This is a genomic window from Hydrotalea lipotrueae (assembly GCF_019249625.1).
GTDB lineage: Bacteria > Bacteroidota > Bacteroidia > Chitinophagales > Chitinophagaceae > Hydrotalea > Hydrotalea flava.
In genome coordinates, this window is record NZ_JAESDL010000038.1 from 1 (window position 1) to 13,970 (window position 13,970).

At 38.3% G+C, this 13,970-nt stretch carries 12 protein-coding genes; 1 reads left to right on the forward strand and 11 read right to left on the reverse strand.

The features are described 5' to 3' along the window. Nucleotides 1-92 precede the first annotated feature (92 nt). The 3 genes from JK139_RS14680 to JK139_RS14690 all read right to left on the reverse strand — a co-directional run bounded on the left by JK139_RS14680 (nt 93) and on the right by JK139_RS14690 (nt 4,814). On the reverse strand, nt 93-2,054 hold the full coding sequence (locus tag JK139_RS14680) for a tetratricopeptide repeat-containing sensor histidine kinase (protein ID WP_218331957.1): 1,962 nt from the start codon (nt 2,052-2,054) through the stop codon (nt 93-95). Between the two features lie 224 nt (nt 2,055-2,278). Continuing rightward, entirely contained in the window at nt 2,279-4,324 is a 2,046-nt protein-coding gene (gene uvrB, locus JK139_RS14685) for an excinuclease ABC subunit UvrB (RefSeq protein ID WP_218331959.1), read from the reverse strand. Between the two features lie 133 nt (nt 4,325-4,457). Further along, a complete protein-coding gene (locus JK139_RS14690) occupies nt 4,458-4,814 on the reverse strand; it encodes a hypothetical protein (protein ID WP_218331961.1) in 357 nt (118 codons plus the stop codon). A 122-nt stretch (nt 4,815-4,936) separates the two neighbouring features. Between JK139_RS14690 and katG the strand changes: the two genes are divergently transcribed. Continuing rightward, nucleotides 4,937-7,180, forward strand: coding sequence for a catalase/peroxidase HPI (katG, locus tag JK139_RS14695; RefSeq protein WP_228733256.1), 2,244 nt, complete (start codon nt 4,937-4,939; stop codon nt 7,178-7,180). A 286-nt stretch (nt 7,181-7,466) separates the two neighbouring features. Here katG and JK139_RS14700 read toward each other — a convergent pair whose 3' ends face one another. From JK139_RS14700 to JK139_RS14735, 8 genes are all read right to left on the reverse strand, one after another. After that, nucleotides 7,467-8,306, reverse strand: coding sequence for an oxidoreductase (locus JK139_RS14700; protein WP_074421243.1), 840 nt, complete (start codon nt 8,304-8,306; stop codon nt 7,467-7,469). Nucleotides 8,307-8,357: 51 nt separating this feature from the next. Next, on the reverse strand, nt 8,358-9,053 hold the full coding sequence (locus JK139_RS14705; protein WP_074421237.1) for a DsbA family oxidoreductase: 696 nt from the start codon (nt 9,051-9,053) through the stop codon (nt 8,358-8,360). A 17-nt stretch (nt 9,054-9,070) separates the two neighbouring features. After that, nucleotides 9,071-9,787: a 3-ketoacyl-ACP reductase gene (locus JK139_RS14710; RefSeq protein ID WP_074421238.1), complete on the reverse strand. Its 717-nt coding sequence runs from the start codon at nt 9,785-9,787 to the stop codon at nt 9,071-9,073. Nucleotides 9,788-9,830: 43 nt separating this feature from the next. Beyond that, nucleotides 9,831-10,940, reverse strand: a complete 1,110-nt coding sequence (locus JK139_RS14715; RefSeq protein WP_218331963.1) for an alkene reductase — start codon at nt 10,938-10,940, stop codon at nt 9,831-9,833. 72 nt (nt 10,941-11,012) lie between these two features. Beyond that, a complete protein-coding gene (locus JK139_RS14720) occupies nt 11,013-11,513 on the reverse strand; it encodes a 2-dehydropantoate 2-reductase N-terminal domain-containing protein (RefSeq protein ID WP_074421240.1) in 501 nt (166 codons plus the stop codon). Nucleotides 11,514-11,589: 76 nt separating this feature from the next. Further along, on the reverse strand, nt 11,590-12,171 hold the full coding sequence (locus JK139_RS14725) for a Crp/Fnr family transcriptional regulator (protein ID WP_074421241.1): 582 nt from the start codon (nt 12,169-12,171) through the stop codon (nt 11,590-11,592). A gap of 97 nt (nt 12,172-12,268) precedes the next feature. After that, nucleotides 12,269-12,742, reverse strand: coding sequence for a TlpA family protein disulfide reductase (locus JK139_RS14730; RefSeq protein WP_218331965.1), 474 nt, complete (start codon nt 12,740-12,742; stop codon nt 12,269-12,271). An 85-nt stretch (nt 12,743-12,827) separates the two neighbouring features. Further along, nucleotides 12,828-13,886 (reverse strand): hypothetical protein, encoded by a 1,059-nt coding sequence (locus JK139_RS14735; RefSeq protein ID WP_228733257.1) that lies wholly within the window; start codon nt 13,884-13,886, stop codon nt 12,828-12,830. Between the last annotated feature and the right edge of the window lie 84 nt (nt 13,887-13,970).

Here is a 13,970-nt window from a genome sequence, read left to right on the forward strand (position 1 = left end):
ATTTGAGTAGAAGTTTTGTTTTCGCAACTCAAAATTATTCCTATTTCAAATGCTTCTATTTTAGGAAACTTGGGTTAATTAATATTTTAATTTCACTCATATACAGCAGTTGCTTTTTTGTACAAAGGAATGATAAGGGTTACCGTGGTTCCTTTTGTGCCGTCAATATACAAATCTGCTTTCAATTTTTGAATAAATGAATGTATTAACTGATAACCCATTGTAGTGAATTGGTGGTGTTGAAAATCATCGGCAAGCCCAACACCATCATCTTTTACCTGTAAAATTAATTTATCCTGCCACGTGTGGAGTGAAACCCAAAGATGTCCGGAATCCCTACCCTCAAATGCATATTTTAAAGCATTGCTGATAAGTTCATTTAAAATAAGCCCAATGGGTATCAGGTTGTCTATTTCTAACTGAACCGGGTCTATTTGCATGTTGAGGTGAATTTGCCCTTCATTTACTTTATAAGAGTTAAACAGATTGGTGGTTAACTTTTCAATATATTCCTGCATATTTATGCCGGCAAAATTTCCTTCAACATATAAATTTTGATGGATCAATGCCATTGCTTTTACCCGGTCTCTGGCTTCTTTAATGGCTGCAACGGCTTTTTCGTCCTGTATGGTTTTGCTTTGCAGGTTTAATAGGCTGCTAATTACCTGAAGGTTGTTTTTTACACGATGGTGTATTTCTTTTAAAAGTACCTCTTTATCAGCCAGTGATTGTGTAATGATGGTATTTTTATGGGCCAACTCATTATTTAGTTTTTCTTTGTTGTGATACAATATTAAGATGGTACCTAAACTGAAAGTAAGCATAATTAAACCAATACTGTAAAAAATAATAATATTTTTTTTGTCTTTCAACGCCAGGCTCTTTAGCTCATTGTCTTTATTCAAAATTTCAATTTGCTGGTCTTTTTGTTTGGATTCGTATTTTGCAGATAAATCATTGATGTTTCGTATGTTTTCTTCTGTTCTTAATGAGTCTGCATTTTCTTTGTAGGCTTTATAATAAATCAGTGCTTTTTCAGAATCGCCAGTAGCTTCATAGGCGTCGGTTAGTATTTTGTAGAAATAGCAGTTGAGTTCTATTTTATTGTTATCGCCCACTGAAGGCAGGTGTAAGCCCTGTTCCGCATAATTAATGGCGATGGGATATTCTTTTTTGCCCAAATAAGCTTCGCCTAAACCTACCAGCAAATAGGAATAAACGGTTACATCCTTATTGATATTTGGTATAACAGCAATTTTATTAAAATAACCCAGGGCACGGTTGTACTGATTTTTTCCATTGTAACAGAAACCCATGTTTAAATAGGCGTTGTGTAACAGGTTGGGTGACGAAGCTTTTTCTGCAAAACGGATAGATTTGTTTAGAAAATAAATGGCACTATCGTATTTTTTTTGGCGTTGGTATACATCGGCCATGTTACTGTAAATATTGGCCAAATCGTCGGTATCTTTTCTATCAGTATAAATTTGTAAAGCTTCATTCAGGTAATAAATGGCATTCGTATAACTTTTGGTAAGACTATACAGTATACCAATGTTATTATAAGTGTCTGCTACCTGTATTTTATTGTCTAATTTATTGCGGGTTTCCAATGCTCTGAAATGCCAAAACAATGCACTGTCTAAACGCCCTTCCAAATAATAAGAAAGTGCCATATTATTTTGTGCATTGCCCAATCCTGCTTCATCATTGTGTTTTAAATTAATGTAAATAGCTTTTTGTAATAAAAATCTCGATTTGTAAAATTCATGTTGTAAATCATAGGCCTGCGCCAGATTATTAAATACTTTGGCCTGTAATAATTCATTGGGCAATTTATTGCAAAGTAATAAAGCTTTTTCGCCATATAAAACAGCTTTTTGCGGGTCAATGGAAAGATAGCTAAAGCATAATTTGTACAATCCTTCTATTTTAATACTGTCTGTAGTACCATTATAGACCATTTCTTCCAGTGAATCTAAAGTGGGCAACTGGCCAAATGAATGGATGGTAAAGGCGAAGGTAAAAAGTACAAAAGCAGCAAATGACTTCATTCTTCAAAAATAAAGGTATATAGGCAAGTGATTGTACTAAACAATATACTCTATTTTATTCGGAAAAAGAAAAAATAGAAGGGCTGCCAGATGAGTTTTTTGAATAGCGATTTAAAAAAAGTTGCCTTGGTATTTTAAAATAAGCTTATCTGCCGCGCTTGAAGGTTAAAAAAATATTTTTTTTGAAAGGTGAGGCGTATTTTAAATAATACAAAAGTTACCTGCTATTGGGTTTTTGCATTTTTTAATGTTTCTAATTGTTCCTGTAAAGCAAACATTTTATCGCGCAGATGGGCGGCTTCAATAAACTCTAAATCTCTGGCTGCTTTTTCCATTTGTTTTTTGATTTGCTGAATGGCTTTCTCCATTTGTGGAATGGTTTGATAAGTAACTTCAGCTTCTGCAGCTACTAATGTGTTCAACTGAGCTGCATCATCTGTACCTGTATTTTCTTCATTCTTAATATCCAAAACAGCGGTTTGCTGCATAATTTGCGCAATTGATTTTTTTATGGTGGTGGGGGTAATATTGTGTTCAATATTGTAGGTAATTTGTTTTTCTCTTCTGCGGTTGGTTTCATCAATGGTGCGTTGCATGCTTTCGGTAATCTTGTCTGCATAAAAAATTACCAGCCCGTCTACATTTCTGGCTGCACGACCTGCTGTTTGTGTTAATGATTTTTCGTTACGTAAAAAGCCTTCTTTATCTGCATCTAATATCGCTACCAAAGAAACTTCCGGTAAGTCAAGCCCTTCCCGTAATAAGTTTACACCTACCAAAACATCAATTTCTCCGAGGCGCAGTTGCCGGAGTATTTCAACACGGTCTAATGTATCTACATCACTGTGAATGTATTTTGATTTGATGTTAATGCGGTGCAGGTATTTATCCATTTCCTCTGCCATACGCTTGGTAAGGGTAGTTACTAAAACGCGGTCGCCTTTGCGTACACGCTTATCAATTTCATCTAATAAATCATCAATCTGGTTAACAGATGGGCGTACTTCAATGGGTGGGTCTAATAAACCTGTAGGCCGCACCACTTGTTCAATTACTACACCGCCCGTCTTTTCCAGCTCATACTCTCCTGGGGTAGCACTTACAAAAATGGTTTGTCCAATTAAATTTTCAAATTCATGAAAATTCAATGGGCGGTTATCTAAAGCGCTGGGTAAACGAAAACCATATTCTACCAACACAAGTTTCCTGCTTCTGTCGCCTCCATACATGCCTGCTATTTGTGGAATGGTTTGGTGGCTTTCATCAATAACACATAAAAAATCTTTAGGGAAATAATCTAATAAGCAAAACGGACGGGTACCGGGTTGACGACGATCAAAAAAACGAGAATAATTTTCAATACCATTACAATAACCCAGTTCACGAACCATTTCCAGATCATACTCCACCCGCTCTTTAATACGTTGAGCTTCAATAAACTTACCAATACGGTTAAAATATTCTACCTGCTCACGCATCTCATCCTGAATTTCATAAATTACCTGTTGCAAAATATCTTTTGGTGCCAGGTATAAATTTGCCGGGAAGATGGCTGCATTTTCCAATGTGCCTATTCTTTTTCCGGAAATCAAATCCAGACTTTCAATGGTTTCAATTTCATCGCCAAAAAAACAAACCCGGTAACCATAATCGGCGTAGGGTAAATTGATATCAACGGTATCGCCTTTTACACGGAAAGTTCCTCTGCTAAATTCAACCTGCGAACGGCTGTATAATGCATTGACCAAAGCATGTAAAAAGCCTTGACGAGAAATTACCTGACCTTGCTGAATACGAATAATACCATTTTCATAATCGGTTGGGTTTCCCATGCCATAAATACAGCTAACGCTCGCCACCACAATAATATCTCGCCGGCCGGTTAACAGTTGTGAGGTAGCCTGTAGGCGCAGTTTGTCTAACTCCTCATTAATGCTTAAATCTTTTTCAATATAAGTATCACTCACTGGCATATATGCTTCCGGCTGATAGTAATCATAGTAGCTAACAAAATAACCAACGGCATTATTGGGGAAAAACTGTTTAAACTCGCCATACAGTTGTGCTACCAGTGTTTTATTGTGCGTTAGCACCAACGTAGGGCGTTGCACTTGATGAATAACATTGGCAATGGTAAATGTTTTACCGCTACCGGTAACACCCAGTAAGGTTTGATAGGTTTCGCCGGCTTGTAACCCATTTACCAATTGTTGAATGGCTTCAGGCTGATCGCCGCTGGGTTGATAAGGTGCATTTAACTGAAAAGGCATGTTGCAAATTACTGCAAAGCCTTAAGAAAAAGCATTTTTGTTCAGGTAGATGTAAGAATGAAATTTTTTTGAAAAGCAATATGGATAAAAAAATAGTGCAGTAATAGCAAGTGAAATAAAACGAATTGAACCATTAATCCTCCAGCTTTTTAAAATTTAAACGGATGTTTTCATATTCTTTTGTACTGGTGTAGGTTAATGTTTTTCTTCGAATTCTGAATGGAACTTTATCTAATTCATACAACCTTTCTACAGGATAAATTCTGGTAATATAGCCGTGTTTTTGATTCAATGTGTTTGGAATGTGTAAAGCAATAAAGTTGTAGGTTTGTACAATCATTGAATCAAAATCATGGGTAAAAATTTGTACAACATTTTTTGATTTAGAAAAATTTACGTCATATAAAATAGCGTTGTTTTTAAACAGGCTCACTGCTTCAATATAAATAGGATCTTCTTTGTCGGCCAATAATGAAATTTTATATACCATTAAAAATGTTGGTACACAGGCATGATTATAGATATTGTCTATAGTCACATAAAGGTTATAAATAAAAATTATTTTCTGATTGTTGTAAATTTGGTTTTTCTAAACACTGAAAACGATTAAAAATGGAAAATATCACAAATCACGAAACAGCAACACACAAAATGAATGGTGAATTCAAATGTCCCTTTACCAATGGAATGCTGAAGAAAGGTGCGGGTGGTGGCACCAGTATTCATGACTGGTGGCCTAACCAGTTGAAACTAAATATTCTCCGCCAGCATTCTTCCCACTCCAACCCTATGGGTGATAAGTATAAGTATGCAGAGGAATTTAAAACACTCGATTTAGCTGCAGTAAAAAAAGATATTTTCGAGCTGATGACCACCTCTCAGGACTGGTGGCCGGCCGATTATGGCCATTATGGCCCGTTCTTTATTCGCATGGCCTGGCATAGTGCCGGCACATATCGTATTCACGATGGCCGCGGAGGGGCAGGCTCCGGCTCTCAAAGATTCGCACCTTTGAACAGTTGGCCCGATAATGCCAATCTGGATAAAGCACGCAGGTTGTTATGGCCCATTAAACAGAAATATGGTAAAAAAATATCTTGGGCCGATTTGATGGTACTTGCGGGTAACTGTGCACTTGAATCAATGGGTTTCAAAACCTTTGGTTTTGGTGGCGGCAGAGAAGATGTGTGGGAGCCTGAGCAAGACATTTATTGGGGCTCAGAAACCGAATGGTTGGGCGATAAGCGTTACACCGGCGATCGTGAACTGGAAAATCCGCTGGCAGCCGTTCAAATGGGCCTAATTTATGTAAACCCGGAAGGTCCTAACGGTAATCCCGATCCGTTAGCTGCTGCTCGTGACATTCGCGAAACGTTTGGTCGTATGGCTATGAACGATTATGAAACAGTGGCATTGATTGCTGGTGGGCATACTTTCGGTAAAACACATGGTGCGGCTGATCCTTCTAAATATGTTGGGCGTGAACCAGCAGGTGCAGATATTGAAGAACAAGGGTTAGGCTGGAAGAATACTTTTGGAACGGGCAACGGAACAGATACCATTACCAGTGGTTTAGAGGGAGCCTGGACAAAAACACCAACAAAATGGGATAATAATTTTTTTGAAACGTTGTTTGGATATGAATGGGAACTCACCAAGAGTCCGGCCGGTGCATATCAATGGAAGCCCAAAAATAATGCAGGTGCCGGAACGGTGCCAGATGCACAGGACCCCTCAAAAGGCCACGCTCCATTTATGCTAACCACCGATTTGGCATTGCGTTTAGACCCTGTGTATGAAAAAATATCCAGACATTTCTATGAAAATCCCGATGAGTTTGCAGATGCTTTTGCAAAAGCCTGGTTCAAATTAACACATCGTGATATGGGGCCAATTGCACGCTATCTCGGCTCTGAGGTACCTAAGGAAGTGCTCATCTGGCAAGATCCCATCCCTGCTATTACATTTCAATTAATAGACGATAAAGATATTGCTGCACTCAAGGTTACAATACTGAATTCCGGCTTGTCTGTTTCTGAACTGGTATCTACCGCCTGGGCATCTGCATCCACTTTCCGTGGCTCTGATAAACGTGGTGGTGCTAATGGTGCCCGCATTCGTTTGGCGCCACAGAAATACTGGGAAGTGAACAACCCTGCTCAGTTGAATAAAGTGCTGGATATATTTGAAAGCATTCAAAATAAATTCAATGCTTCACAATCGGGCAATAAAAAAGTTTCACTGGCAGATTTGATTGTTTTGGGTGGATGTGCTGCTGTGGAGAAAGCAGCAAAAGATGCCGGATTTACAATCACTGTTCCTTTTACACCCGGACGTAATGATGCTGCACAAGCGCACACCGATGTGGAATCATTTGCAGTATTAGAGCCTGTTGCTGATGGATTTCGCAATTATAAAAAAGCAAACGCTGCCTATGCTGCATCGGTAGAAGAAATGTTGATTGATAAGGCACAATTGCTTACACTTACTGCTCCTGAAATGACGGTGTTGGTTGGTGGAATGCGTGTTCTGAATACGAATTACGATCATTCAAAACATGGGGTATTTACCAACAGACCCGAAACATTAACCAATGATTTCTTCCTTCATTTGCTGGATATGCGCAATATGTGGAAGCCAACTTCTGATGCTAGAGAATTTTTTGAAGTTCGTGACAGAAAAACAGGGGAGGTGAAGTTTACTGCAACCCGTGTAGATCTCATTTTTGGATCAAACTCAGAACTCAGAGCTATTGCTGAAGTGTATGGATGTGATGATGGAAAAGAAAAGTTTGTGCATGATTTTGTAGCAGCCTGGAATAAGGTGATGAACCTTGACCGTTTTGATTTGGCCTGATTACAAAACCATGATAGATAGTTTAAAAAGGTAGTCTGAAAAAGGCTACCTTTTTCCTGACTTCCGCACTTTGTATTAAACAAAACACATATAATTAATAATCAGTGATTTAGGTTGCCAAAAATGCTTGTTTTGGGTGTTAATTTGAGTGATTACTTTTGATTTATGTTTATTCGAAGAGTTGGGGCTAAAAATAATCGCACCTATATTCATGTTATAGACAAAAGCTCTGGGGTTTGTAAAGTTGTGCAAACATTCGGAGGAGTTTCATCATTTTCACCATCCACTATGCTTCTTTCGGGAAATCGGCTCCTTCAGTTACCGATGCCCAAGTATCAAAATCATGTTGTAACTCTGCTAACTTAGCTCTTGCGCCGCGTAATGCGGCAGCACCTAATAACAGGCGCAAGGGTGGATGTTCCGCTTCCGTAACCTGTATCATGGCTTTGGCTGCCCGTACAGGATCGCCGGGCTGATGGCCACTATAACCCCTGATATCGCCCATATTCTTCCAGGCAGTTCCTGCATAATCTTCTATTTGAATAGATGTGTTTTTGGCTGATCGGCCGGCCCAATCGGTTCTAAAACCACTTGGCGCAATAATGGTTACATGTATGCCCAATGGCGCTACTTCTTTATACAAAGCTTCACTTAAACCATCTACTGCATATTTGGTAGCATTATAAAAACCAACACCCGGAAAAGAACGCAAGCCTCCTATGGATGCAATATTTAAAATATGACCGCTTCGGCGTTTCCGCATATACGGTAATACAGCCTGCGTTACCTTCGCCAATCCAAATATGTTAATTTCAAACATCTTTCTTACTTCAGCTTCCTCGCTTTCTTCTATCGCAGCAAAATAGCCAATGCCGGCATTGTTCACCAATACATCTATTTGTCCGAATTGATGGATGGCTGTTGTAACTGTACGCATAATCTCTTCCTGTTTCGTTACATCCAATGGCAATGCAATGGCCGTTCCCGGATGCTTACTTACCAAATCTTCAATATCGGCTGTTTTGCGTGCAGTAATCACTGCCCGGTAACCTTTTGCCAGTACTTCCTGCGCCAATGAGCGACCAAAGCCGGTAGAACAACCGGTAATCAACCAAACTTTTTCCATTATTTTTTCATTGTATGTGTGAATAAATTGTTGTTGTATGCAGTGATGCATTTATAAACAAACCCCATCGGTAGTACAAAATCTGCCCGTGGTTTCATTTGTTGCAACAGGCTGCTCTTCTTCCTGAACTTTTTTAAATACTTTCAGAAAAGTGGCCGGTTCCTGCGCACCAGATACGGCATACTTTTGATTGAACACAAAAAAGGGCACACCCTGCACACCGATTTGCTGTGCTGTATACTGATCGGCCCTAACAGCATCCACCAGTGCATCTGATTGTAACATGGCCAGTACGGTTGCTTTTGTTATCCCTGCTTTTTCACCAATATCGGCCAGAACAATTGCATTGCCTATATCCTTTCCCTCCGTAAAATAAGCAGCCAGCAATAATTCTTTTACCTTGCTCTGCACACCATACTCTTTTGCTAAATGCAACAGGCGATGCGCATTGAATGTATTATTTACAATCGCTTTATCGAATTGAAAATCCAATCCAACGGCTTTTGCCAGGTCTTGCATATAATTATTCATCTCCTTTCCTTTTTCTAACGGCACGCCCTTTCTGTTAGCCAAATATTCATGAACCGAAGTACCTGCTGTAGGTTTAAAATCGGCATCTAACTGAAAACTGCGCCAGATGATTTCAACTGTATCTTTCCCATCAAATGATGCGAATGCTTTTTCAAATTTTCGTTTGCCGATATAACAAAACGGGCAAACCACATCACTCCAAATTTCTACTTGCATGGCTTTCTGTTTTAGCTTTATGGGTTGGTTGACCAGATGGAAGCATCTTTTACAAACACCCTTCTGTTTAATTTTAATTGTGCTATCGCCAATTCGGCAAAATCTTCCGGATGCATCAGTTTTTCTTCATTGTTATTAATGAGGTTGGATTTTATGGCCAGTTCTGTAACCACCGTACTGGGTGCCATTGCCGTAACGCGAATATTGTGTTTGCGAACTTCCTGCATCAACGATTCGGTTAACCCCATTACCCCAAATTTAGAAGCGCTATAGGCACTGGTAAGCGCCGAACCTTTTAAACCTGCAGTGGAAGATACATTTACAATATCGCCTGTTTGGCGTTCTATCATTTCAGGCAAAACGGCACGGGTTACATAATATACCCCAAATAAATTTACTTTTATTTGTTGCTCCCATTCCTCAGGTACCAGTTCTAAAAACTTGCCGAATTTTCCGGTACCTGCATTGTTAATTAAAATATCAATAGGCCCTAATGCCGTATGTATTTGCGCTACAGCATTTTCCACGGCAACGCGGTTACTTACATCGGCAGTGGCGATAGCGGTATTTACACCCAATGCGTTTAATTCATCGGCTACCTGTTGTATGTCTTTTTCTGTTCTGGCCATCAGGCCAACATGCACACCCTCTTGTGCTAAGGCTAACGCTAGTGCCTTGCCGATGCCTTTACCTGCACCGGTTATCAGTGCTGTTTTCCCTTTTAAAGATTCCATAGTCTAAATAAATTTAAATGATGATAATACTTATAAACCAATATTATGATAATAATTCAGATGTTTGCAAAAACGGATAATCGGTATATCCTTTTGCGCCGGGTGTATAAAAAGTGCTTTGATCGGGTGCATTCAAAGGTGCATCTTGTTGAAACCTTTCTACCAAATCAGGATTAGCCAGGAAAGGTACACCAAATGATACCAAATCGGCATCACCTGCATCCAGTACCGCATTCGCACTTGCCTTATTAAATCCTTTATTAATCATCAATGTGCCTTGATACAAAGGTCTGAAATGTTTGGCTACCTGTGTTACGGCAAAAGGCAAATGATCAACCGGTGCAAAAGGCTCGGTTAAATGCAGGTATGCCAATGGATAGTTGTTTAATTTTTTTACAATGTATTCAAAAGTAGGTATGGTGTTTTCATCCATGGTAATTCCAAACAATCCGTTTAAGGAAGGGCTTAGTCTGATACCTACACGTTGTATATCAATTACCTCTTTCATAGCTTCCAGTATATCAAACAAAATACGGGCATGGTTTTCAATGCTGCCGCCATAAGCATCGGTACGATGGTTAGCAGTGCTATTAAAAAACTGGTGCAACAAATAGCCATTGGCACCATGAATTTCCACTCCATCAAAACCTGCTGCTACTGCATTAGCAGCGGCTTGTTTAAAATCCTGAATGGTTTGCTGAATGTCTGCCAAAGTCATTTCTTTTGGAACAACAGTATCCACAAATCCGTTAACGGTATATGATTTCTCATTGGGATTAATGGCAGAAGGCGCATGTGGCAACTCGCCATTATGAAAATCCGGGTGCGATATACGGCCCACATGCCAAAGCTGCACAAATATTTTTCCACCTTCTTGGTGTACTGCTTTGGTTACCAGTTTCCAACCCTCCACCTGCGCTGCACTATAAATACCGGGTACATTGATATAACCTACACCCTTTTTATTAACGGGTGCCCCTTCAGTAATCAGTAAACCGGCGCTTGCCCTTTGTGCATAATACTCGGCAATTAATGCGGTGGGCGCATTTTCGGCATTATCGGCTCTGCTCCGCGTCATTGGTGCCATTACTATTCTGTTGTTTAAACTAAGTCCTGCTAAATTGTACGGTGTAAATAAAATGTCTTGTTTCATTGTTAAATGGTTTACTTTTTGTTTGTTGAATGATTGATATTGTGTTATATAAAAATGTATGGGTATTAACTGCTATGCTTCATCTGCTGCAGATTGTACCACAACATGCAGTCCGGTTAATGCCATTAAATGGCTTGCCAATTGTATAGCTGCCTCATCTTGCCCATCAATGATGGCTGTTGCTGCAACAATACTTACTGATACTACTTTTGAATGTGGCAGCAACAATTGTATGGGCGCATTTTGTCCCTCGCCGTTTTTTATTTGCAGCACGGTTTTACAGGTAGATACTTCGGCAATTTTTTGGGCAACATATTCCTGTTCGGCCAAAGGCACGGTAATAATTATTACATCGGCCTCCCAAGATGCCTCCTTACTACAGGTAAGTATTTCTGCAGTATGCAACTGTTGATTGATTTCCTGAATTTCATGGAATAATGTTGCTGTTTGCAGTTGGTCATTATCCATTAATAATAGCCTGTATTGTTTGCAAATTGATTTTGCAATCATTGTACCCGCTTTGCTATTTACACCAATAACGGCTACGGTATTGTTATAGCCCTTTGTCTTCATGCTGCAAAGCTACAGCATTGTTTTATGGAGGCACTTGCGCCAGAACAAGAAAAACACTTGATGTAGATCAAGCCGTTTATTTAGATTTCATTAATTTTTTACGGATACGGCTCAGGGTTTCGGGTGTTATGCCCAGATAAGAAGCAATGAGATTTTGGGGAATACGTTGCAGCAACTGCGGATTGGCAGCTGCCAGCCGGGTATATTTTTCTTCGGCAGAATAGCTGATGGTATTGACCAATCTTTTTTCTTTAGAAATAATGTTGTTTTGAAAAAGTATGCGGAAATAGCGTTCCATTACCGGTACTTGCAATAACAATGCTTCAAAATTATCGAGCGTAATCATCAATAATTCAGCATCTTCAATGGCATCAATATTGTATTCAGAAACATCTCCCGATAAAAAGCTGTACGTATCGGCCATCCACCAGCCTTCCCATGCAAATTGTATCATGTGTTCCGTACCTTTTTCATCTACATGGTACATCCGCAATAATCCCTTCTCTACAAATAACAGGTATTTACATACATCCCCTTCCTGTAATAAATACTGCCGTTTACGCAGTTTTTTGGGAATGAAAAAAGATTTTAATACCGCAACATCAGTTGCCGAAAGGGTTACTTTTTCCTGAATATGCGCCAATAAAACATCGAACATCTATACAAAAATACAAAGAAAATAAGGGTAATTCATATAATTACACAAGAGAAATAAGCAATGTTTATATATTATAACGCTAAAAATAAATGATTAATTACAATAATTTATTTTTTAAAAATTCATATAATTGATCTTTATTTAAATTATGTGCAATTATCCTCCCTTCTTGATCAACTAAGAAAGTATCCGGAATATACTTTACCTGCCAGGAAATAGCTATTTTATTATTCCAGTCATTCACTTCTATCCAATGTGGTTGATCTTCATTCAAGGCCTGCACCCAATCATTCTTGTTAGTATCTAATGAAATACCATAAATTTCTAAACCCAAGGAATGATATTTTTGATAAAGCTTTTGTAAATCTCGTATACTTTTTCGACAGGGTCCACACCAACTAGCCCAAAAATCTATTAGAATGAATTTAGCTTTTATTGAAGTTAATTTTATTTTTTTTCCGTTTATGTCAGGAAGTTTTATTTCTGTTACTTTATTACCAATAGTAGGTAGTTGTGCATGCAACGAATGGGTATAGGCTAAAAAATAAAATAGGAATATATAATTTTTCATGTGTATAATTTTTAAAAACAGCTAAAAGAAGGAGGTGCTATTAAAATTTCAAACTCCTTTTAGCTGCATAATAGTTTATATTTTCTTAGAAGTGAACATTCATGCCAATATCTAATGCATAATCTGAAAAAGCTGCATCACCATGTGTATAAATCCCTGTTATCATTGTTTGGTTTTTATCGGGTACACTTTGCGTCCTATCGCGAATAAGCGCAATAGGAATGTAAGCATATAATGAAACTTTATGTAATCGATAAGTAAATCCTGGTTCAGCAGAAATAATAAACCCGGGTCTTCTAAAACCATCACTTCCACCAATTAAATCATGAACAGGTAAACATTCGTCTCTTAATCCTAATGATGCAGAAAATTGATGTGTCATATAATTAAGTCCACCTCTAACCATATATTGATCAGGCACACTCATCACATCACTCCCAACTTTTACACTCATTGCAGGAGGCAGCCCTCCTCTTGCAGTTGATACACCATTTTGATCTCTTGGATTAGATAAATAATAAAAATTGCCATAAAGGCTCCACTTACTATTAAAATTATAATACCCATTAATTTCTAATGTAATCCCGGTTCCGCCATCCCCTAATTGAATTGATTGATCAACAGGACCTAATACTTTTGTTGAGTCTGAAGTATGAAAATAATCCTGGAATCTATAATCTCCGGTTGGCAGTTTTAGCCCAAGTCCTGCTTGTAAATTTCCTTTACTAAATTTATCAGGATTGAATAACCAACGGTAAACAGCAAAACGAATATCGCCAACCCCAAATGAATGGGTAACATATCGATGAATTTTATCGTGTTCATATAAAGATGATCTTGAATTAGCTTCTAATGGTATATCTAACATAAATGACCACCTTCTATCAATATTTCGAACAATTGCCACATCCATTGTATATTGATGATTAATAACATTAGTTCCATTTTCAACACGTTGTTTTTGCTGATCCGTGCCTATAAAGTGTTTATAAGATTTAAAATAACGATTATTTACAATCATGTCCCAATTGGAAAGTGTATCTGCATCATCATGGCTTATTGTATAACTTCCAGAACTCCGAATAGCTACACAACCTTGTGCATTTAACTGATTCGTAAAATTAAAAAAATTAACAAACAGCAATAAATATATAACCCAAGTTTCCTAAAATAGAAGCATTTGAAATAGGAATAATTTTGAGTTGCGAAAACAAAACTTCTACTCAAA

Excerpts from the sequence above, each read along its gene's own strand:
- JK139_RS14680 (WP_218331957.1), bottom strand. The coding sequence starts at position 2,054 with ATGAAGTCATTTGCTGCTTTTGTACTTTTTACCTTCGCCTTTACCATC.
- uvrB (WP_218331959.1), bottom strand. The coding sequence starts at position 4,324 with ATGCCTTTTCAGTTAAATGCACCTTATCAACCCAGCGGCGATCAGCCT.
- JK139_RS14690 (WP_218331961.1), bottom strand. The coding sequence starts at position 4,814 with ATGGTATATAAAATTTCATTATTGGCCGACAAAGAAGATCCTATTTAT.
- katG (WP_228733256.1), top strand. The coding sequence starts at position 4,937 with ATGGAAAATATCACAAATCACGAAACAGCAACACACAAAATGAATGGT.
- JK139_RS14700 (WP_074421243.1), bottom strand. The coding sequence starts at position 8,306 with ATGGAAAAAGTTTGGTTGATTACCGGTTGTTCTACCGGCTTTGGTCGC.
- JK139_RS14705 (WP_074421237.1), bottom strand. The coding sequence starts at position 9,053 with ATGCAAGTAGAAATTTGGAGTGATGTGGTTTGCCCGTTTTGTTATATC.
- JK139_RS14710 (WP_074421238.1), bottom strand. The coding sequence starts at position 9,787 with ATGGAATCTTTAAAAGGGAAAACAGCACTGATAACCGGTGCAGGTAAA.
- JK139_RS14715 (WP_218331963.1), bottom strand. The coding sequence starts at position 10,940 with ATGAAACAAGACATTTTATTTACACCGTACAATTTAGCAGGACTTAGT.
- JK139_RS14720 (WP_074421240.1), bottom strand. The coding sequence starts at position 11,513 with ATGAAGACAAAGGGCTATAACAATACCGTAGCCGTTATTGGTGTAAAT.
- JK139_RS14725 (WP_074421241.1), bottom strand. The coding sequence starts at position 12,171 with ATGTTCGATGTTTTATTGGCGCATATTCAGGAAAAAGTAACCCTTTCG.
- JK139_RS14730 (WP_218331965.1), bottom strand. The coding sequence starts at position 12,742 with ATGAAAAATTATATATTCCTATTTTATTTTTTAGCCTATACCCATTCG.